This window comes from Pseudonocardia sp. ICBG601, assembly GCF_020496245.1.
The window spans coordinates 101,121-119,892 of the sequence record NZ_JAHLJA010000005.1; the positions used below are offsets into that span (position 1 = coordinate 101,121).

At 74.2% G+C, this 18,772-nt stretch carries 21 protein-coding genes and 5 pseudogenes; 17 read left to right on the forward strand and 9 right to left on the reverse strand.

Going from position 1 to position 18,772, the window contains the following annotated elements:
- Positions 1-2 precede the first annotated feature (2 nt).
- A complete protein-coding gene (locus tag KPL57_RS05675; RefSeq protein WP_374111629.1) occupies positions 3-1,283 on the reverse strand; it encodes an amidohydrolase in 1,281 nt (426 codons plus the stop codon).
- Positions 1,284-1,506: 223 nt separating this feature from the next.
- On the opposite strand from KPL57_RS05675, the gene KPL57_RS05680 reads away from it, so the two are divergent.
- The 8 genes from KPL57_RS05680 (at position 1,507) to KPL57_RS05715 (ending at position 10,534) form a co-directional block, all read left to right on the forward strand.
- Positions 1,507-2,649: a hypothetical protein gene (locus KPL57_RS05680; RefSeq protein WP_226350777.1), complete on the forward strand. Its 1,143-nt coding sequence runs from the start codon at positions 1,507-1,509 to the stop codon at positions 2,647-2,649.
- 49 nt (positions 2,650-2,698) lie between these two features.
- Positions 2,699-4,480 (forward strand): lipopolysaccharide biosynthesis protein, encoded by a 1,782-nt coding sequence (locus KPL57_RS05685; RefSeq protein ID WP_226350778.1) that lies wholly within the window; start codon positions 2,699-2,701, stop codon positions 4,478-4,480.
- A gap of 126 nt (positions 4,481-4,606) precedes the next feature.
- Complete coding sequence (locus KPL57_RS05690) at positions 4,607-5,452, forward strand: 3-hydroxybutyryl-CoA dehydrogenase (RefSeq protein ID WP_020626597.1); 846 nt, start codon at positions 4,607-4,609, stop codon at positions 5,450-5,452.
- Between the two features lie 142 nt (positions 5,453-5,594).
- A complete protein-coding gene (locus KPL57_RS05695; RefSeq protein WP_226350779.1) occupies positions 5,595-7,754 on the forward strand; it encodes a molybdopterin-dependent oxidoreductase in 2,160 nt (719 codons plus the stop codon).
- 84 nt (positions 7,755-7,838) lie between these two features.
- Positions 7,839-8,153, forward strand: a complete 315-nt coding sequence (gene fdxA / locus KPL57_RS05700) for a ferredoxin (RefSeq protein ID WP_060713408.1) — start codon at positions 7,839-7,841, stop codon at positions 8,151-8,153.
- Positions 8,150-9,124: an NAD(P)/FAD-dependent oxidoreductase gene (locus KPL57_RS05705; RefSeq protein ID WP_226350780.1), complete on the forward strand. Its 975-nt coding sequence runs from the start codon at positions 8,150-8,152 to the stop codon at positions 9,122-9,124. The genes fdxA and KPL57_RS05705 overlap by 4 nt, the downstream gene beginning before the upstream one ends.
- Positions 9,121-9,576, forward strand: coding sequence for a CBS domain-containing protein (locus KPL57_RS05710; protein ID WP_226350781.1), 456 nt, complete (start codon positions 9,121-9,123; stop codon positions 9,574-9,576). The genes KPL57_RS05705 and KPL57_RS05710 overlap by 4 nt, the downstream gene beginning before the upstream one ends.
- A gap of 22 nt (positions 9,577-9,598) precedes the next feature.
- A complete protein-coding gene (locus tag KPL57_RS05715) occupies positions 9,599-10,534 on the forward strand; it encodes a helix-turn-helix domain-containing protein (RefSeq protein WP_075308544.1) in 936 nt (311 codons plus the stop codon).
- Between the two features lie 38 nt (positions 10,535-10,572).
- On the opposite strand, the gene KPL57_RS05720 is transcribed toward KPL57_RS05715, so the two are convergent.
- Together KPL57_RS05720 and KPL57_RS05725 are read right to left on the reverse strand one after the other, a co-directional pair.
- Positions 10,573-11,382, reverse strand: a complete 810-nt coding sequence (locus KPL57_RS05720; RefSeq protein ID WP_020622147.1) for an alpha/beta fold hydrolase — start codon at positions 11,380-11,382, stop codon at positions 10,573-10,575.
- A gap of 41 nt (positions 11,383-11,423) precedes the next feature.
- Entirely contained in the window at positions 11,424-12,896 is a 1,473-nt protein-coding gene (locus KPL57_RS05725; RefSeq protein ID WP_020622148.1) for an NAD(P)/FAD-dependent oxidoreductase, read from the reverse strand.
- 139 nt (positions 12,897-13,035) lie between these two features.
- Here KPL57_RS05725 and KPL57_RS05730 point away from each other — a divergent pair, with 139 nt between their 5' ends.
- The 3 genes from KPL57_RS05730 to KPL57_RS05740 all read left to right on the forward strand — a co-directional run bounded on the left by KPL57_RS05730 (position 13,036) and on the right by KPL57_RS05740 (position 14,749).
- A complete protein-coding gene (locus KPL57_RS05730; RefSeq protein WP_226350782.1) occupies positions 13,036-13,935 on the forward strand; it encodes a GAF domain-containing protein in 900 nt (299 codons plus the stop codon).
- 46 nt (positions 13,936-13,981) lie between these two features.
- A complete protein-coding gene (locus KPL57_RS05735; RefSeq protein ID WP_226350783.1) occupies positions 13,982-14,473 on the forward strand; it encodes a hypothetical protein in 492 nt (163 codons plus the stop codon).
- A gap of 222 nt (positions 14,474-14,695) precedes the next feature.
- A complete protein-coding gene (locus tag KPL57_RS05740; protein ID WP_308252788.1) occupies positions 14,696-14,749 on the forward strand; it encodes a hypothetical protein in 54 nt (17 codons plus the stop codon).
- A gap of 12 nt (positions 14,750-14,761) precedes the next feature.
- Here KPL57_RS05740 and KPL57_RS05745 read toward each other — a convergent pair whose 3' ends face one another.
- From KPL57_RS05745 to KPL57_RS65930, 3 genes and pseudogenes are all read right to left on the reverse strand, one after another.
- Positions 14,762-15,100 carry a hypothetical protein gene (locus tag KPL57_RS05745; protein WP_226350784.1) on the reverse strand — a complete coding sequence of 113 codons (339 nt, stop codon included), beginning with the start codon at positions 15,098-15,100 and terminating at the stop codon, positions 14,762-14,764.
- Between the two features lie 65 nt (positions 15,101-15,165).
- On the reverse strand, positions 15,166-15,357 hold the full coding sequence (locus KPL57_RS65925; RefSeq protein ID WP_264197773.1) for an alpha/beta fold hydrolase: 192 nt from the start codon (positions 15,355-15,357) through the stop codon (positions 15,166-15,168).
- 116 nt (positions 15,358-15,473) lie between these two features.
- Positions 15,474-15,542, reverse strand: a pseudogene (locus tag KPL57_RS65930) (hypothetical protein); the annotation flags it as partial.
- Between KPL57_RS65930 and KPL57_RS05755 the strand changes: the two are divergent.
- Together KPL57_RS05755 and KPL57_RS05760 are read left to right on the forward strand one after the other, a co-directional pair.
- Positions 15,510-15,674, forward strand: coding sequence for a hypothetical protein (locus KPL57_RS05755; protein ID WP_226350801.1), 165 nt, complete (start codon positions 15,510-15,512; stop codon positions 15,672-15,674). The pseudogene KPL57_RS65930 and the gene KPL57_RS05755 overlap by 33 nt on opposite strands.
- Positions 15,675-15,815: 141 nt before the next feature.
- Complete coding sequence (locus KPL57_RS05760; protein WP_226350802.1) at positions 15,816-16,055, forward strand: hypothetical protein; 240 nt, start codon at positions 15,816-15,818, stop codon at positions 16,053-16,055.
- A 128-nt stretch (positions 16,056-16,183) separates the two neighbouring features.
- On the opposite strand, the pseudogene KPL57_RS71765 reads toward KPL57_RS05760, so the two are convergent.
- Both KPL57_RS71765 and KPL57_RS05765 read right to left on the reverse strand, forming a co-directional pair.
- Positions 16,184-16,447: pseudogene (locus KPL57_RS71765) on the reverse strand (tartrate dehydrogenase); the annotation flags it as partial.
- Positions 16,335-17,171 (reverse strand): annotated as a pseudogene (locus KPL57_RS05765) (isocitrate/isopropylmalate family dehydrogenase); the annotation flags it as partial. The pseudogenes KPL57_RS05765 and KPL57_RS71765, both read right to left, overlap by 113 nt.
- 104 nt (positions 17,172-17,275) lie before the next feature.
- Here KPL57_RS05765 and KPL57_RS05770 point away from each other — a divergent pair.
- From KPL57_RS05770 to KPL57_RS05785, 4 genes and pseudogenes are all read left to right on the forward strand, one after another.
- Positions 17,276-17,458 (forward strand): annotated as a pseudogene (locus KPL57_RS05770) (LysR family transcriptional regulator); the annotation flags it as partial.
- A gap of 35 nt (positions 17,459-17,493) precedes the next feature.
- On the forward strand, positions 17,494-17,856 hold the full coding sequence (locus KPL57_RS05775; protein ID WP_226350785.1) for a LysR substrate-binding domain-containing protein: 363 nt from the start codon (positions 17,494-17,496) through the stop codon (positions 17,854-17,856).
- A complete protein-coding gene (locus KPL57_RS05780) occupies positions 17,853-17,996 on the forward strand; it encodes a hypothetical protein (protein ID WP_226350786.1) in 144 nt (47 codons plus the stop codon). Before KPL57_RS05775 ends, KPL57_RS05780 begins: the two co-directional genes overlap by 4 nt.
- Positions 17,993-18,220: a hypothetical protein gene (locus tag KPL57_RS05785; protein ID WP_226350803.1), complete on the forward strand. Its 228-nt coding sequence runs from the start codon at positions 17,993-17,995 to the stop codon at positions 18,218-18,220. The genes KPL57_RS05780 and KPL57_RS05785 overlap by 4 nt, the downstream gene beginning before the upstream one ends.
- Here the strand turns inward: KPL57_RS05785 and KPL57_RS71770 are convergent.
- Positions 18,221-18,772: pseudogene (locus KPL57_RS71770) on the reverse strand (hypothetical protein); the annotation flags it as partial.

The window sequence follows — 18,772 nt, forward strand, 5'->3', positions numbered from 1 at the left end:
CCTCAGCCCGCCGGCAGCCACTCCCGCGCCGCCGCGACCAGCGCCGCGACCCCGACCGACAACGTCGGCTCGATCACCGGCGCGTAGCGGGGGGAGTGGTTCGACGGCAGCGACGCGCTCCGTTCCCGGATCTCCGCGACGCCGGCCGCACCCTCGAACGCGCCCGGGTCGGCCCCGCCGAGCAGCCAGAACACGCACGGGACCCCGGCGGCGACGGCGAACCGCCCGACGTCCTCGCTCCCGGTCACCGGCCCCGGGTCGACGACCGGGAGCGGGGTGACCGTGGCCAGCGCGGCCCGGGTGCGTTCCGCCGCGTCGGCGTCGTTGACCACCGGCGGGAACGACTCCAGCAGCCGGACCTCGGGGTCCCTCGGTGCCCCGGAGGCCGCGGCCTCGCCGCGCACGGTCCGCTCGATCCCGGCGAGCACCCGCCCGCGCACCGACGGGGTGTACGAGCGCACGGTCAGCCCCAGCTCGGCGGAGTCGGGGATGACGTTCTCCTTGGTGCCCGCCCGCAGCATCCCGACGCTGAGCACCGCGGTCTCGGTCGCGGCGATCTCGCGCGGCACGACGGTGTGCAGCCGCAGCGTCGTCGCGGCGGCGAGCAGCACCGGGTCGACGGTGGTCTCCGGGCGAGCCCCGTGCCCGCCCACGCCGTGCAGGGTGATCCGCAGGCTGTCGCTGCCCGCGAAGGCCGGCCCGGCGGCGACGGCGAGGAGCCCGGCGGGCAGCGGCGCGACGTGCTGGCCGAGCACGACGTCGGGGGTGCCGAACCGGTCGTAGAGGCCGTCGTCGAGCATCGCGTCGGCCCCGGCGCCGAACTCCTCGGCGGGTTGGAACACCACGAGCAGCGTGCCCCGCCAGGTGTCGCGGGCCGCGGCGAGCTCGGCGGCGGCACCGACCAGGCAGGTCACGTGCATGTCGTGCCCGCAGGCGTGCGCGACGGCGGTCTCCTCGCCGTCGCGGCCGACGGCCCGGACGGTGCTGGCGTAGTCGAGGCCGGTGTCCTCGGCGACGGGCAGTGCGTCCATGTCGGCGCGCAGCAGCGCGGTGGGGCCGTCGCCGTTGCGCAGCACGCCGACGACGCCGGTCCGCCCCACGCCCTCGGTCACCTCGTAGCCGTACCGGCGCAGCCGTTCCGCGGCGATCCCCGCGGTGCGGGTCTCGGCGAAGGAGAGCTCGGGATGGCGGTGGAGGTCGCGGTACAGGTCGGCGAGGTCGTCGAGGTTGGCGAGGTCGTCGTCGAGGTCGTCGAGGCCGGCGCCGGGGTGACTGTCGCTCACACCCGGCGAACGTAGTCCGGAACCCGTTCGAGCGACACGGGCGGCGCAGTGGAGTGATGGCGACACCCTCACCCGATGTGGTGAAACCGCCATCCCGGGGACAACCGGATGACCGGTCGGGTTAACGGTTTGTTCAAGTTCGCCCTAGGATTAGCCCATGACGCAACCGGCTGGAGCGCCTCGATGACCCTGGAACAGGTCCGTCCGACCGGTCCGGACACCGGTGACCGGTGGCGCGGCCTGGCCGTGTTCGTGGTCCGCTCCGCTGCTCGACGAGGCCGTCGCGGGCGTGGCCCGTGGGCTGGAGATCCTCGACGTCGTCGTCCTCGACGACCAGCAGGTCACCCGGGTCCGGGGCCAGGTGCCCGCACCGCCCGCCCGGCCGGTCCCGGCCGGCGCGCCGTACGCGCTCGTGGTCGCCTGCGACGTGGTCGCCCCGGTCGGCACCTCCGGGGTGCGGGCCACCCAGGACCGGGTCGCCGCCGTCCTCGACTACACCGAGAAGCGGGTGCTGCGCCGCGTCCCGCCGCGCGAGCACTACCTGCCGGTGCAGGCATCGTCGTCGCCGGAGCACGCCCTCGCCCTGCTCGACGCGCTCGGGGACCCGGGGATCCTGCACCGCATCGCCGGCCCGGTCGCCGATCTCGGCCGCCGGTGCGCGATGCCCTTCCCGGTCGTGCGGATGCTCGGCGGCACCTCGCCCGGGTTCCGCGCCCGCGTCGCTCTGGTCCGCCACCCGGTGCACGGGCCGTCGGTGTGCAAGGTGTTCCGGCCCGGGGCGCACGAGGCGTTCGAGCGCGAGCTGCGTGCCCGCCTCGAGCTCGGTGACCTCCCGGAGGTCCCGGAGCTGCTCGAGCGCGGGGAGAACTGGCTGCTCACCCCGTTCTACGGCGACACCGGCCGGCACGTCGTGCGCCGGCTGCCGGGTGAGCTCGCCCAGCTGCGCCCGGAGGTCGTGCGGACGCTGCTGCGGTTCTGCCGCGACCTGCACGAGCGTGGCCGTTTCGTGCTCGACCTGTCCCCGCACAACCTGGTGTGGGACGAGCGCGCCGGGCTGAAGGTCCTCGACCTGGAGTTCGTCCTCGACTACCCGGGCGAGCCGCCGTCGTGGTCGGACTGCTGGAGCCTGCGCGGCGTGCCCGCGGAGTACCGCGCGTCGGTGGAGGGACTGCCCGACCTGGTGCTGACCCGCGGCGTCGGGAACTCGGTGTTCCATCCGGCGATCTCCGGGATGAACCGCGCCCGGCTGCTCGCCGAGCCCCGTCGCGGCGACGCCGCGCACAGCGGGGCCACCCAGCTCGCCTGGTACAGCGCGCTCGGTACCGTCGGCCGGTTGCATCCCGCACTCCGCGGGAAGCGGCACTGACGGCGCGCCCTCCGACGCGCCGACCCGCCCCGACGACCGGAGGACCCGCGTGACCGGACCCGGCGGCGACCTGCCCGACGACCCGACCCGGCCCCTGCGGCCCGTCCCGGCCGACCCACCGCCGCCGGACGGCCCGCCGTCGTCGCCGGACCGGGCGACGGGCGGACCCTCGCTCACGACACGGACCGCGCGCGGCTTCGCCTGGGCGTTCACCGGCACCGTCGGCCAGGCGGTCCTGCAGATCGGCGCCACCGTCGCGCTCGCCCGGCTGCTGACCCCGGACGAGTTCGGTGCCGCCGCGGCCGCGCTGCTCGTCGTCGGGCTGACCCAGCTGGTGACCCAGCTCGGCGTCGCCGCGTCGCTGGTGCACCGCGAACGTCTCGACGACCGCGACGTGACGGCCGCGTTCTGGTTCTCGGTGCTGGTCGCCGCGGTGTTCGCGGCCGTGCTCGCGGCCGGCTCTCCGGTGCTCAGCCCGCTCGTCGGGCTGCCCGCCGACTCCGGGCTGCTGCCGCTGCTGTCGGTGGCGCTGTTGTTCGCAGGTGCCGCCGCGACGCCGCTCGGACTGCTGCAACGCGACCTGCGGTTCCGCTCGATGGCCACCGTCGACCTCGTCGCGGCCGGGCCGGCGCTGATCGGGGTGAGCGTGGCGTTGGCCGCGGCCGGGTTCGGTGCCACCGCGCTCGCCTACGGCGAGATCGCCGCCGCCGTCGCCAAGTGCGTCGGCTACCTCGTGCTGACCCGTCCCCGGTTCCGGCCCGAGGGCCCTGCCGCGAGCTGGGCCCGGCTGCGTCCGCTGCTCGGCTACGGCACCGGTTTCTCCCTGGCCCAGCTCGGCAACTGGTTCGCGCTCAACGCCGACAAGCTCGTCGTCGCCAACGCCCTGGGCACCGGCCCGCTCGGTGTCTACGGCCGTGCCTACAACCTGCTCTCCGAGCCGGCCAACATCATCGGCGGTGCCGCGGACAAGGCGCTGTTCCCGGCTATGGCCCGGGTCCGCGACGACGGCCCCCGGCTGCGCGCCGCCTACGTCCGCAGCGCCAGCCTCGTCGCGCTGGTCACCGTCCCGGCCGCGGTCCTGCTGTGCGTGCTCGCGCCCGAAGTCGTGCACGTGCTGCTCGGCGACCAGTGGGACGCCGTCGTGCCGCTCGTGCAGCTGTTCGCGCTGGTGCTGCTGCCGCGCACCTCCTACAAGATCAGCACCTCGCTGACCCGGGCCACCGGCGCGGTCTACCGGGCGGCCTGGCGGCAGTGGCTCTACGCCGGCTACGTCGTCGTGCTGACCGTGACGGGTGGGCTGCTGTGGGGCCTGGTCGGCGTCGCGGCGGGGGCCTCGCTCGCCATCGTGATCCACTTCCTGGTGATGCTGCAGTTCTCCGCACGGGTCTCACCCGGCCTGATGGGCGCGGTCCTGCGGATGTACCTCAAGCACGTCCCGGCGCTGGTGCTGACCGTCGCGGCGACCTGGGGCGTCGCGACGCTGGTCCGCCCGCTCGGGATCGACCTGGTCACCCTCGCCGTCGCCGCCCTGGCCGGCGGGATCGCCACGCTCGGGACGCTGGTCGTACTGCGCGGACGGTTCGCTGCCGAGCTCGGCGTGGTGCGGAGCCTGCGCGGGGGCGGGGCTCCCCGCGGGCCGCGCCCGGCCGGCTCCGGACCCGGCCCTGTAGATCCCGCGGACCCCGCAGCCCCCGCGGCGTCTGCCGGACCCGCGCTCCCGACCGGGCCCGCCGCTCCCGCGGCCCCGGTGGACGACGCCACCGTGCAGCTGCCCGCCGTCGGCCGCGGTGACGTGCCGCGGACGGTCGGGACGCCCGCCGACCGCCGCTGAGCCGACGCCCCGCGTGCGCCCGGACACGCCCTGCGGGCAGGGTTGTGCACGGTCCGACGACGACGGAGGTCGTCGACCGTCGGTGTCCCGGAGATCCCGGGACGCGTGCGAGGGAACGAGGTGCTCATGGAGCGCGTAGGCGTCGTCGGCTGCGGCCAGATGGGATCCGGGATCGCGGAGGTCGCGGCACGGGCCGGGTACGGCGTGCGGGTCGTGGAGACCTCCGCCGCCGCCGTGGAGGCCGGCCGAGCGCGGCTGGAGTCGTCGCTGGCCCGGGCGGAGAAGCGCGGCCGGATCGACTCGGCGGAGGAGGTCCTGGCCCGCATCGAGGTGATCGAGGGCCTGGACGCGCTGGCCGACCGGGAGCTCGTCGTCGAGGCGATCGCCGAGGACGAGGCCCTCAAGACCGGCGTCTTCCGGGAGCTGGACCGGCTCGTCACCGACACCGGCGCGGTGCTGGCGTCGAACACGTCGTCCATCCCGATCATGAAGCTGGCGGTGGCGACGAAGCGGCCGGAGAAGGTCGTCGGCATCCACTTCTTCAACCCGGTGCCGGTGTTGTCGCTGGTCGAGCTCGTCCCGAGCCTGATGACCGCCGACGACACGCTCGCCGCCGCCCGCACCTTCGTCGAGGAGGGGCTCGGCAAGAAGGCGATCGACTGCCAGGACCGCGCCGGGTTCGTCGTCAACGCGCTGCTGGTGCCGTTCCTGCTGTCGGCGATCCGGATGATGGAGTCCGGCTTCGCCACCGCCGAGGACATCGACGAGGGACTGGTCCGCGGCTGCGCACACCCGCAGGGCCCGCTCGCGCTGTCCGACCTGATCGGCCTGGACACCGTGCAGGCCGTCGCCGAGTCGATGTACGCGGAGTTCAAGGAGCCGCTGTACGCGCCGCCGCCGCTGCTGGCCCGCATGGTCGACGCCGGGCTGCTCGGCAAGAAGGCGGGGCGCGGCTTCTACACCTACTCCTGAGCCACCTGCTCCGCAGCCCCGTACCCGGGGAGCGCGGTTGTGCTCCCCGGGACAACGGGTGTGCTCCCCGGGCCAAGACCGCAGGTCGTCGGGCGGCCAGTCTCGTGGGCGACGCCATCCCACCACGAGGCGAGGAGCATCCATGACCGCGACGCACGAGGCCCCGGCGACCACCGTGACGGAGAAGGTGGTCAAGGCCGCCTGTCCGCAGGACTGCCCGGACACCTGCGCGATGCTGGTGACCGTCGACGGCGAGGGGAAGGCCACCTCGGTCGTCGGCGACCCGGACCACCCGTACACCAACGGCGGTCTGTGCGTGAAGGTCAACAACTACCTGGACCGGGTCTACGACCCGGGCCGCGTGCTGTTCCCGATGCGCCGGACCGGACCGAAGGGCAGCGGCCGCTTCGAGCGGATCAGCTGGGACGACGCCGTCACCGAGATCGCGACCCGGTTCCGGGCGATCGCCGACGAGCACGGCCCCGAGGCCATCATGCCGGTGAGCTACCTGGGCACCCAGGGCATCCTCAACGGCCTGAACGTCGGCGACCCGTTCTTCGCCAAGCTGGGCGCCACCGTCGCCGAGCGCACCTACTGCGACTCCGGCTCCTGCACCGCCTACGCCATGACCATCGGCGACACCGCCGGCGTGGACCCGGAGAGCCTCGTGCACTCCAAGTTCATCCTGGTGTGGGCGTGCAACATCATGAGCACCAACCTGCACCTGTGGCCCTACATCGCGAAGGCGAAGAAGAACGGGGCGAAGGTCGTCGTCGTCGACCCGGTCCGCACCCGCACCGCGGCCGCCGCCGACCAGCACATCGCGATCCGCCCCGGCACCGACGGCGCTCTCGCCCTGGCCATGGCGAACGTGATCATCGCCGAGGGACTGACCGACGACGACTACATCGCGAACCACACCGTCGGCTACGACGAGTTCGCCGAGCGCGTGTCCCGCTACACCCCCGAGTGGGCCGAGTCCGAGGCCGGCGTGCCCGCCGAGACCATCCGCACGCTGGCCCGCGAGTACGTCGGCGCCCAGCCGTCGGTGATCCGGATCGGCGTCGCCGTCGAGCGGCACGCGGGCGGCGGCCAGACCGTGCGCGCGCTGTCCTGCCTGCCCGGCCTCGTCGGCGCCTGGCGCAAGCCCGGCGGTGGGATCCTGCAGCTGCCGCTGTGGGCGTTCCCGGTCAACTGGGGCGCCTTCATGCACCCGGAGATGCTGACCCCGGGCACCCGCGTCATCAACCAGTACCGGCTCGGTGCCGCGCTGTCCGGTGACCTGCCGGCCGGGCCGCCGATCAAGGGCCTGTTCGTCTACAACTCCAACCCGGTCGTCACCACCCCCGACCAGGACCGGTTGATCGCGGGTCTGCAGCGCGAGGACCTGTTCACGGTCGTGTCGGAGCAGTTCATGACCGACACCGCGGAGTACGCCGACATCGTCCTGCCGGCCACGACGCAGCTCGAGCAGGACGACATCATGTTCTCCTGGGGCCACCTCTACGTGACCTACAACCACCAGTCGATCGAGCCGCTCGGCGAGGCCGTCCCGAACACCGAGATGTTCCGCCGGATCGCGGCCGCGATGGGCTTCGACGACCCGGTCTTCCGCCGCACCGACGCCGAGATGATCGCCGAGGCGTTCGACTGGTCCCACCCGCACATGGAGGGGATCACCGTCGAGTCGCTGAAGGAGCAGGGCTGGCAGCGGCTCAACGTCCCCGCCCCGGACGCCTACGCCCCGCACGCGGAGGGCGGTTTCCCGACGCCGTCGGGCAAGGTCGAGTTCGTCTCCTCCGCCGCGGCGGGCGGGAACTTCGTCGTCCCGCTGTTCCGGCAGGGCTCCAACGACCACCAGCCCGGCGAGCCGGTCGACCCGCTGCCGCACTACATCCCGCCGCGCGAGTCCGCCGCGGCGGACCCGGAGCTGGCGGCGCGCTACCCGCTGAACCTGCTCACGCCCAAGTCGCACGCGTTCGTGAACTCCAGCTTCGGCAGCCACGAGTTCCACCGCCGCGTCGCGAACGAGCACACCCTGATCGTGCACCCGGACGACGCCGCCGCCCGCGGCATCACCGACGGGTCCCCGGTGCGGGTGTTCAACGACCGCGGTGAGTTCACCGTCCTCGCCTCGCTGCAGGACACCGTGTCCCCCGGCGTGGTCGTCAGCCCGATGGGCGGCTGGCGGAAGAACTCCAAGGCGGGTTCCACCCTGGCCGCCGTCAACCCGACGGTGTTCGGCGACCTGGGCAACGCGCCCACGTTCTCCGACACCCTCGTCGAGGTCGAGACCGCCTGAGCCACGCGGCCCGGCCGGAGCCCCCCTCTCCGGCCGGGCCGCCCACCCACCTGCCACCACCGTCCACATCGGAGGAAAGACCCCGTGGCCTACGTCGTCACCGAAGCCTGCATCGACGTGCAGGACCGTGCCTGCATGGAGGAGTGCCCGGTCGACTGCATCTACCCGGGGGAGCGGATGATGTACATCCATCCCGACGAGTGCGTCGACTGCGGCAAGTGCATGCCCGCCTGCCCCAGCGAGGCCATCCACTGGGAGCACAAGATGCCCGCCGAACAGCTCGACTTCGTCGAGGCGAACGCGCTGTTCGTGCGCGAGCAGGGCTTCTCCGGCGGAGGCGAGGACGCCGACCCCGCCGACGGCGACCACCCGATCGTCGCTGCGCGGAAGCCCCGGTGAGCGGCGAGCTCAGCGCGGACCTGGTCGTCGTCGGTGCCGGACCGACCGGGCTCTACGCCACCTACTACGCCGGCTTCCGCGGGCTGTCGGTGGTCGTGGTCGACGCCCTGGACCAGCTCGGCGGGCAGATGTCGGTGCTCTACCCGGAGAAGCCGGTGTTCGACGTCGCCGGCTTTCCCCGGGTCCGCGCCCAGGACCTGGTCGACTCCCTGATCGAGCAGGCGGCCCTGGCCGAACCGACCTACCTGCTCGGGCACGACGCCGTCGGGCTGGAGCAGTTCGACGACGGCGTCGCGGTCACCACCGACCGCGGCGTGCGGATCCGGGCGGGCGCGTTGCTGGTCACCGGCGGGATGGGCCGGTTCACCCCGCGCCCGCTGCCCGCGGGCGGCGACTACGTCGGACGCGGGCTGCGCTACGCCGTGCCGCGCCCGGCCGAGCTGACCGGCAGGGACGTGCTGATCGTCGGCGGCGGGGACTCCGCGGTGGACTGGGCGCTGTGCCTGGAGCCGCTGGCCGCGTCGGTCACCCTGGTGCACCGGCGCGACGCCTTCCGCGCGCACGAGCGCAGTGTCACCGAGCTGCGTGCCTCCTCGGTGCGGATCCTGACCCCCTACGAGGTCGCCGACGTCCGCGGCGACGACCGGGTGGCCGAGGTCGACGTCGCCGGCCCGGACGGCGTCGAGACGCTGGAGGTCGACGAGCTCGTGGCCGCGCTCGGCTTCAAGGCCGACCTGGCCGCGCTGTCGAGCTGGGGGATCGGGATGAGCCGGCGCCACGTCGCCGTCGACCGGTCCATGCGCACGACGCTGCCGCGGGTGTTCGCGGCCGGGGACATCACCGACTTCGAGGGCAAGGTCCGGCTCATCTCGGTCGGGTTCGGCGAGGCCGCGCTGGCGGTCAACAACCTCGTCCCGCTGGTGCGACCGGCCCTGCCGGTCGTGCCCGGCCACTCGAGCGCCGCGGCATGAGCGCCCCGGCCGCGGGGCCCGGCGGCGGGTGGTCGCCGGGCACGGTCGGGCGGGCGATGATCGGCTGCCCGAAGACCTGCGGGCGCACCACCACGGTGCACCAGGCACGCGAGGCCCTGCGCGACGGACACGTGCACGCGCTGCTCGTCGTCGACCGGGGGGTGCTGCTCACCGTCGTCGAGCGGGCCGACCTGGAGGGGCGCCCCGCCGCCGCGCCGGTGCGCTGGCTCGGTGGGCTCTCCGGCCGGACCGTCGCCCCGGCCGCCGACGCCGAGTCCGTACGGGGCGCGATGGCCGCGGCCGGCCGGCGGCGCCTGGCCGTCGTCGACGACCGGGGCCGGCTGCTGGGCCTGCTCTGTCTCAAGCGCTCCGGGGCCGGGTTCTGCACGGAGGAAGGGGTCCGGGCACGCGCCGCGGAACGCGTTCCTCACATCGGAGCTACACGATCGTGACGTGCGCGTGCGATGCTCGGGTATGGCTTTGGTCACGCTCGACACCACCACCGTGGCCGAGACCGACCGGTTGGACTTCTGGCGCTCGACGGTCTGCGACCAGTTCGTGCCCCTCGACGTCAGGCCCTCCACCGGCGGCCTGGTCTCCGGACGAGTGACGGCGGCGTCCGTCGCGGGTACTCACCTGCGGCGGATAGCCTCGGTTCCGCACCGCTTCGACAGGACTGTACGGCAAGTTCGTTCCGCAGACGAGGACTTCCTCCAGATCGCGCTCGCCCGCCGTGGACGCACCCTGGTCGTCCAGGACGGGCGGGAGGCGGTGATCGGCCCCGGCGAGTTCGTGATCTACGACAGCAGCCGGCCGTTCACCTTCGTCACCTCGGACTGCTTCGAGTACCAGGTCTGCCTGCACCCGAAGGGCGCCCTGCCGCTGTCGGCCGCCGAGACCGCCGCCGTCACCGCGATCACCTTCGACGGCCGTCGCGGCATCGGCGCGATGCTCCCGCCGCTGCTGTCGTCGCTGAACCGCGCGATCGGCGACGACGTGCCCGAGGCCGCCCAGGAGGCCGTCGCCCGCACCATCGGGGACGTGTTCGTCGCGCTGGTGCGCAGCACCGTACCGGCGGCCGCCCCGGAGAACCTGCACGTCACCCGGGCCCGCGGGTTCATCCGCGAGCACATCGCCGACCGGGACCTCGACCCCGCCGGGGTGGCGGCCGCCTGTGCGATCTCGGTCAGCTACCTGCACAAGCTGTTCGCCGAGGAGGGGACCACGGTGGCCGGGGCGATCCGGGAGGAACGGCTCCAGGGCGCCTGGGCCGACCTGCGCCGCCCCGAGCTCGCGCACGTCGGGGTCGGCGCGATCGGCGCCCGATGGGGCATGCCGGACCCGGCGGCGTTCAGCCGGGCCTTCCGGACCCGGTTCGGGCGGTCCCCGAAGGCGCACCGCGAGTCCTGAGGGCCGGCCGGGCGGGGAGGCCCGCCCGGCCGCTCCGCTCAGATCCGCTGTTCGCCGAGGAACCCGGTGACCAGCTTCGTCAGGTCCTCGGGCCGCTCCAGGTGCATGCAGTGGCTGGACCCCGGCCCGGTCACCAGCTCGAAGCGGGCGCCCGGGATGCGCTCGGCCACCGCACGGGACTGCCATGGCGGGGTCAGCAGGTCCTGCTCGCCCACCGCGACCAGCGTCGGTGCCGTGATCGCGTCCAGCCGGTCGAGGGTGTCGTGGCCGAGGTCGGCGTCCCACTGCTCGACGGTCACCTGCATCTGTGCCTCGTCCTGCGGGAACGCCGGCAGCAGCGCCTCCAGCAGCGCGCCCACGTTCGGGTCGTCGAGCGCCTGCGGGGAGAACGCGAGCCCCGACGCGGTCAGCGCGGACTCCATGTCGCGGTGCACGTAGGGCAGGCGCAGCGCGCTCAGCACCGCGCGCTGGAAGCCGTCGGTGCGGCCCCAGGTGCCGTAGAGGACCTGCGAGGCGACCTGCCCGGGGCGGGCCAGCGCGATCTCCTGCGCGACGGCCGAGCCCAGCGACCAGCCGAGCAGGTGCGCGCGCGGGATCTCCAGGGCGTCGAGCAGCGCGGAGGTGTCGGCGGCCATCGACCCGACCGTGATCGGCCCGGACCCGCGGTCGCTGCCGCCCAGCCCCCGGTTGTCGAAGGTGATGACCCGGTGGGTCTGGGCCAGCCGGTGCGCGAGCTCGCCCCAGAGCGGGATCGCGCCGGACGTCCCCATGATCATGAGCAGCGGGTCGCCGTCGCCTGCGGTCTCGTAGTGCAGCTCGACGCCGGTGGACACGGTGATGCGGGGCACGGTGGGTCTCCTCGGGGGTGTGCGGTCGGGGTCGGCGGTGCTCAGCGGTACTGGAGGCCGTCGTCGAGGTCGGCCTTCGGCAGCTCGACCCGGTCGACGTCGTGCTCGTGCATGTGGGTCCACGGTTCGCGGTCGCCCTGGCCGAACATCCGGTGCGCGGACCGCCCGATGTAGCCGGGGTTGAAGTTCTCCTCCGAGACCCACGGCAGGCGCGGCATGTCGGCGTCCTGCGGTGCGACGGTGGGGACGACGACCTGGTGGCCGCGCTCGTCCATGCGCGCGAGGATGCGGCCGATCAGGTCGTTGACCAGGTCGATCCGCAGCGTCCAGCTGTGCCGGAAGTAGCCGAAGGCGTAGGCCATGTTCGGGATGCCCTCGATCATCAGCCCGCGCCAGGTGACGTGGCGGGTGAAGTCGACCGGCTCGCCGTCGACGGTGAAGGGGATGTCGCCGAACACGGCCAGGTCGAACCCGGTCGCGGTGACGACGACGTCGGCCTCGATGACCTCCCCGGAGTCCAGCTCGACGCCCTTCTCGGTGAACCGGGCGATGGTGTCGGTGACGACCGACGCCTTCCCCTCGCGCATCGCGGCGAAGAAGTCGCCGTCGGGTACGAACGCGATGCGCTGCTGCCAGGGGCGGTAGCGGGGGACGAAGTGCTTCTCGATGTCGGTGCCCTCGGGGAGCAGTGGCCGGATCGACTCGATCAGGAACTCGTGCAGCGCGTCCGGGTCGTCGCGGCCGGTGGTGGCCAGCCAGTCGAGCTGCTGGACGTAGGTGCGGCGCAGGATCTCGTGGGTCCACTCGGCGGGCAGGTCGAGGGGCTCCAGCATCGTCGCGAGGTCGTGCACGGTCGGCGCGGGGAACCAGTACGACGGCGAGCGCTGCAGCATCGTCACGTGCTCGGCGGTCGCCGCCGTCGCCGGGACGACCGTCGCCGCGGTGGCGCCGGACCCGATGACCAGCACCTTCTTGCCCGTGACGTCGAGGTCCGACGGCCAGGACTGCGGGTGCACGACGGTCCCCGCGTACTGCTCGAGGCCGGGCCACTGCGGGGTGTAGGGCTCGTCGTGGTTGTAGTAGCCCTGGCACATCCACAGGAACGACGCGGTCATCGACAGGGTCTCGCCGGTGTCGGTGCGCGTCACCTCCGCGGTCCACCGGTTCTCCGCCGACGACCAGCTCAGCGCGGTGACACGGTGGTGGTACCGGATGTGCCCGGCCAGGTCGTCCTCATCGATGACCTCGTCGAGGTAGGCCAGGATCTCTGCGCCCGCGGCGATCGACGGCCCCGTCCACGGCTTGTGCCGGTAGCCGTAGGTGAACAGGTCGCTGTCGGAGCGGGCCCCGGGGAAGCGGTGGGTCCACCAGGTCCCACCGGGGGCGTCCTGGGCCTCCAGCAGCACGAAGCTCCGGTCCGGGAACTCCTCGCGGAGCCGGTGGGCGGCGCCGATGCCGGACACCCCGGCCCCGACGATCAGGACGTCGACGTGCTCGCTGGTCGTGGCGGCCATGGGTCCTCCGGGTGCAGGTGTGACGGCGGTCTCTCGACGCTAGGGCGGCCGGCCCGGTCCCCGGGTGTCCGAACTTCGGACACCGGGGGGTGTTGACCGGTGCCGCATCATGTGATGACGAGCACAGAGAGGTGCGTCGATGGGGGATCTGCTCGCACGCCGTCGCGAGCTCGTGTCCGCTCGGGCCGAGCTGCTCGACCGGCCCGACGCCGCACCGCCCGGCGTGCCCGGTCACGTCGTCGCGTCCTGGCGGCGCAGCATCGCGGGTGGGGTGGACCCCGCGACGATCGCGAACCGCTTCCACCCCGACCTCGACACCGGTTCCCGGCTGGTCCGGTGCGCGCGCCCGGTCATGGAGCAGCTGGCCGAGCAGGTCGCCGGGATCGGGGTGTGCGTCGCGCTCACCGACGACCGTGCCCGGCTGCTGGTGCGCCTCGACACCGACGCGGTGATCGCGCGGTCCGCGGACGTCAACGCGTTCGCCGCGGGCTTCGGCTACGCCGATGGCGCGGTCGGGACCAACGGGGTCGGGACCGTGCTGGAGTCCGGCCGGCCGGTGCACATCGTCGGCGCCGAGCACTTCGTCGAGCAGCTGCACGACTACGCGTGCGCCGGCGCCCCCGTGCGCGACCCGTCGACCGGGCGGGTCGAGGCGGTGCTGGACCTGTCCTGCCGCGCGGAGCACTCCTCGCCGCTGCTGCTGTCGCTGGTGCGCTCCGCGGCCGCCCGCATCTCCGACGCCTGCTGCACGACCGCGACCCCGCCCAGCAGGCCCTGTTCGACGCCTACGCCCGCACCGAGTCCCGCACCCGGCGGGCGGTGCTCGCCGTCGGGCGCCGCACGGTGCTGGCGAACACCGCGATGCAGACGTTGCTCGACGCGGACGACCACGCCGCGCTCACCGACCACGCCCGGTTCCTGCTGCTGCGCGGCCCCGGCGTCGACGACCGGGTGGAGCTGCCGTCGGGGACGCGGGCGCGGCTGCGCGGCGCGGTCGTACCGGCGGGCGGGTCGGTCGCCGGCCTGGTGGCGGTGGTGACGCTGCTGCGCGAGCCCGACGGCGGCGACCCCACCGGACCGGTCCGGTGACCCCCCGGTCCGCCGCCGACGGGCTGAGCCCGGCCTGGCGGACGGCGCAGGCCGCCGTCGTCGCGGCGCTGGGGGCGGGGGCACCGCTGCTGGTCACCGGCGAGCCCGGCGCCGGGCGGGCGCGGCTGGTCACCGACTCCTGGCCCGGCCCGGTCGTCGAGGTCGGCCGGACGACGACGGCGCCGACCTCGACGACCGCGTCGGCGGGCCGGGAGCGGGTGCTGGTGCTGCTGCGCGACCTCGACCGGCGCGACGCCGGTGTGCCGCCCGCCGTCGCGCGCGGGGACCTGCCGATCGCCGGTACCCGCGCGGACGCCGCCGTCCCCGACTCCGTCCGCGACGCCGTACTGGCCCGGTTCCGGGTGTCGGTGCCGGTCCCGCCGCTGCGCGGCCGCCCCGGAGACCTCCCCGTCTGGTCGCCGCGCTGCTCGCCGAGCTCGCGCCCGGCCGCGACGTGCGGCTGTCCGCCGGGGCGCTGCGGACGGTGAGCAGGCACCCGTGGCCGGGGAACGTGACCGAGCTGCGCGACGCGCTGACCGCGGCCCTGGGCCGGCGTCCGGTCGGTGTGATCGAGGCGACCGACCTGCCCGAGTCCTGCCAGAGCGCGCCGTCCGCGACGCTGCGGGCGGTGGACCGGGCCGAGCGGGACGCGATCGTCGCCGCGCTGCGGACACCGACGGGAACCGGGCCGGGCGGCCGCGGTGCTGGGCGTGGCCCGGTCGACGCTCTACCGGAAGATCGCGCAGTACCGGATCACGGACTGACCCCCGCACCGGTCACCGGGTCAGGAACGCCGGCGAGCTCGCGCGCCACCTCCTCCGGCCGCTCCTCGGGGAGGTAGTGGTCGGCGTCCAGGGCCGTCCGGGGCGTAGCCGGCCCACACCGCGGGCACGTCGTAGGACCGCCCGACGAAGGAGTGGCGCGCCCCACAGGGCCAACAGCGGTGCGGTGACCCGCCGGCCCGCGTCGGCCTCGTCGTCGACGCGGTCGATCCCGGCGGCGGCCCGGTAGTCGGCGCACGACGCGGCGATCGCGGCCGGGTCGGCGAAGCAGCGGACGTACTCGGCGACGGCACGCTCGTCGAACGGGGTGCCGCCGTGGTGGCGCGACCGCATCCGGGCGGTGACCCAGAACTCCGGGTCGCCCGCGATGAGGCGCTCCGGGATCCCGGCCGGGGCGGTCAGGAAGAACCAGTGCCAGTAGCCCAGCCCGAGGTGGCGTCGGCGGTGTCGAACGCGTGCCGGGTCGGGACGATGTCGAGCACCGCCAGCGCCGACACCGCGTCCGGCGCGTCCAGGGCCAGCCGGTGCGCGACCCGTCCGCCGCGGTCGTGCCCGGCGACGGCGAACCGGTCGAACCCGAGCACCCGCATGACGGCGAGCTGGTCGGCGGCATGGCGCGCTTGGCGTAGGCGGCGTCGTCAGGGCCCGGGGCGGGTTTGGCGCTGTCGCCGTAGCCGCGCAGATCGGTCGCGACGACGGTGAACCGGTCGGCGAGCAACGGGGCGACCCGGTGCCAGATCGCGTGGGTCTGCGGGTAGCCGTGCAGGAGCAGCAGCGGCGGCCCGGATCCGCCGACGACGGTGTGCACCGCGTCGTCCCCGCCGCGTCGTCGACCGTGCGGGCGGTGAACGGGGCGGGCAGCAGGGTTCGTGGGCTCATCGCGCCGGACCCCCGCGGACTGGGGTAGGACCGGATCCCGTGCCGACCGACCCCGTGCGACCCGACCGCCGCGCTGCCGGACACCGTCCTGCTCTGGGACGCCGACGAGGTCGCCGACCCGCCCCAGGAGCCCTGCTGCCTGGCCGGGACCGCGCCGGGCGACCGGGCCGTGGTCTACCGCACCGGGCCGGGCGGCGGCGTGACGGCGCTGTTCGCGTTCACCGGTCCCGCCGAGCCGCACCCCGGCGGACGGCACGCGGCGGGCGTCGTCGTGCCGGTCGGACGGCCGGTGCCGCGGGCCGAGCTGCTGGCCGACCCGGTGCTCGCGCCGGTGTTCCGGCACCTGCGCGGCCGTCGCAGGCTGCCGCCCGACGCGGCCCGTCGCCTGGTCGCACTCCTCGCAGGCTGAGCCGCGCCGCCCGGTCGCCGGGGCGCGCGCAGCCGGGGCCGGACGGGCTCATCCCGCACGACCTCGGCGATCGCCGCGCCCAGCTCGGCGGTCGTCGCGGTGCCGCCCAGGTCCGGGGTGACGGTCGCGCCGCCCCGCCCGACGACGTCCTCGACCGCGCCAGCACCGGCCGCCGCCGCCTCGTGCTCGCCGAGGTGCTCCAGCATCATCGACCCCGCACCAGATCTGGCCGACAGGGTTCGCGACGCCCTTCCCGGCGATGTCCGGTGCGGACCCGTGCACCGGCTCGAACAGGCTCGGGAACTCCCGCTCCGGGTTGATGTTCGCGCTCGGCGCGATGCCGATCGTCCCGGTGCAGGCCGGCCGAGGTCGGACAGGATGTCGCCGAACAGGTTGCTGGCGACCACGACGTCGAACCGTCCGGCTCATCACGAACCGCGCCGCGAGGATGTCGATGTGGGAGGAGTCGACGTCGACGTCGGGGTACTGCGCCGCCATCGCCGCGACCCGCTCGTCCCAGTAGGGCATGGTGATCGCGATGCCGTTGGACTTCGTCGCCGAGGTCAGGTGCCGGTTCGGGTGCCGCCGCGCGAGCTCGAAGGCGTAGCGCAGGATCCGGTCGACCCGATGCGGGTCATGACGGTCTCCTGGATCACGACCTCGCGGTCGGTGCCCTCGAACATCCGCCCGCCCACCGACGAGTACTCGCCCTCGGTGTTCTCCCGGACGATCAGCATGTCGATGTCGCCGTGGCGCGGCCGGCGAGCGGGGCGGCGACGCCGGGCAGCAGCCGGGCCGGGCGCAGGTTGACGTACTGGTCGAAGTGACGCCGGAACTGCAGCAGGCTGCCCCACAGCGACACGTGGTCGGGCAGCACCTCCGGCCACCCGACGGCGCCGAAGAACAACGCGTCGAAGCCGGCAGCTGCTCGAACCAGTCCTCGGGCAGCATCGTGCCGTGCTCGAGCCAGTGGTCGGCGCTCGCGAAGCCGAACTCGGTGAACTCCAGCCCGATCCCGAACCGCTCCGCGGCCGCGGTCAGCACACGGACGCCCTCCGGGACGACCTCCTTGCCGATCCCGTCGCCCGGGATGACGGCGATGCGGTGCGCGGTCATGTCATGTCCTCCTCGACTCGGTTGCTTCTATCCTGATCGGCGAACCGGGCGCGGTGAACCGTCGTCCGGGCCGGACAGTCTTTCCGCAGGGGAAAGGAGCAGGCGTGGAGCTGCCCGAGTTCGACGACCTGAGCTTCTTCGCCGGGGTCGCCGCCGCGGGCACGCTGACCGAGGTGGCGCGCCAGTGGGGTGTGTCGGTGTCGGCGGTCAGCAAGCGGCTCGCCCGCCTGGAACGACGCCTGGGCGTCCGCCTGGTCAACCGGTCCACCCGCCGTCTCACCCTGACCGACGAGGGCCGCCGCTACGCCGAGGGCCCCGCGACGTGCTGGGCCGGATCGACGACCTGGAGGACGAGATCGGCCGTCGTCGCTCGGGGCTGCACGGGCGGATCGCGGTGCACTCGTCGATGGGGTTCGGCCGGGCGCACGTCGCGCCGCTGCTCGGCACCTTCGAGGCGGCCAACCCGGACCTGCGCATCGATCTGGAGCTGTCGCACCTGCCGGTCGCGGTCGGCGGCTCCGGCTACGACTTCGCGGTGCGCGTCGGACCGCTGCCCGACTCGCGGCTGCACGCCCGGGTGTTGCACCGCAACCGGCGCGTGGTGTGCGCGGCGCCCGTCGTACCTGGGCCGCCGCGGCGTCCCGCGCACCCCCCGCCGACCTGGGCGGACACGACTGCATCGTGATCCGGGAGAACGACACCGTCTATGCCCATTGGCGCTTCGGGACCGACGCCGACGCCGTCGGGGTCCGCGTGACGGGCGCGATGACCTGCAACGACGGCGAGTCGCGACGGCGTGGTGCCGGGCCGGGCGCGGGCTGGTGATGCGCTCGCTGTGGCAGGTCGCGCCGCTTCTCGTGTCGGGGGAGCTGGTGCAGGTGCTGGCGGACATCCCGACGCCGTCGGCGGACCTGCTGGCCGTGCACGGGGCGGACCCGCCCCGGCGGGTCCGCGCAGTGCTCGACCACCTCGTCGACGGGCTGGCGCGGCGGCTGCCGGTCAGGCCGGCTCCCGCTCCCGCTCCTGCCGCCGCGTCCACGGCCACGTGATCACCGCCCACCCCACCGCCACCAGCACGAACTCGACCACCAGGTAGACCGGCCACGGCCCCCAGCAGGTCCAGCGCGGAGGCGTTGGTCGGCTTGTGGGCGAGGAAGCCGTAGTTGGTTCCCGCGGCCAGGTTGAACGGCAGCACCACCGCCGCCCAGGCGATCGTCGCAGCCAGCGTCACGCCCATCCCGCGCCAGCTCGGCCGCACCCCGGCACCCCAGGTCAGGTACACCGCCGCCCAGGTCACCAGCAGGTGGCAGCGCCCAGAAGTGCAGGAACGCCACGTGCGGGAAGTCGGGGGAGTCGGTGGCCGGGGTGAGCAGCGCCTGCGGGGTCAGCGTGAGACCCCAGTAGTACAGCGGGGCGCACGCCCACCAGCGAACGCGTCCACAGGGCGACGCGGCGGTGACCCAGGACAGGTCCGACAGCTGCAGCGGCAGCGAGATGTGGACGTCGAAGGTCTGCGGGGTCAGCAGCCGCAGCTGCAGCGGGACCAGCAGCACACGACGACCACCACGGCGAACGCCCGGGAGACGCGCAGCTCGGCCGGG

What these genes read in the sequence shown, in the direction of transcription:
- KPL57_RS05690 (WP_020626597.1), top strand. Translation starts at nt 4,607, where the DNA reads ATGGAGCGCGTAGGCGTCGTCGGCTGCGGCCAGATGGGATCCGGGATC.
- KPL57_RS05695 (WP_226350779.1), top strand. Translation starts at nt 5,595, where the DNA reads ATGACCGCGACGCACGAGGCCCCGGCGACCACCGTGACGGAGAAGGTG.
- KPL57_RS05710 (WP_226350781.1), top strand. Translation starts at nt 9,121, where the DNA reads ATGAGCGCCCCGGCCGCGGGGCCCGGCGGCGGGTGGTCGCCGGGCACG.
- KPL57_RS05715 (WP_075308544.1), top strand. Translation starts at nt 9,599, where the DNA reads ATGGCTTTGGTCACGCTCGACACCACCACCGTGGCCGAGACCGACCGG.
- KPL57_RS05725 (WP_020622148.1), bottom strand. Translation starts at nt 12,896, where the DNA reads ATGGCCGCCACGACCAGCGAGCACGTCGACGTCCTGATCGTCGGGGCC.
- KPL57_RS05730 (WP_226350782.1), top strand. Translation starts at nt 13,036, where the DNA reads ATGGGGGATCTGCTCGCACGCCGTCGCGAGCTCGTGTCCGCTCGGGCC.
- KPL57_RS05745 (WP_226350784.1), bottom strand. Translation starts at nt 15,100, where the DNA reads ATGCGGTCGCGCCACCACGGCGGCACCCCGTTCGACGAGCGTGCCGTC.
- KPL57_RS65925 (WP_264197773.1), bottom strand. Translation starts at nt 15,357, where the DNA reads ATGCGGGTGCTCGGGTTCGACCGGTTCGCCGTCGCCGGGCACGACCGC.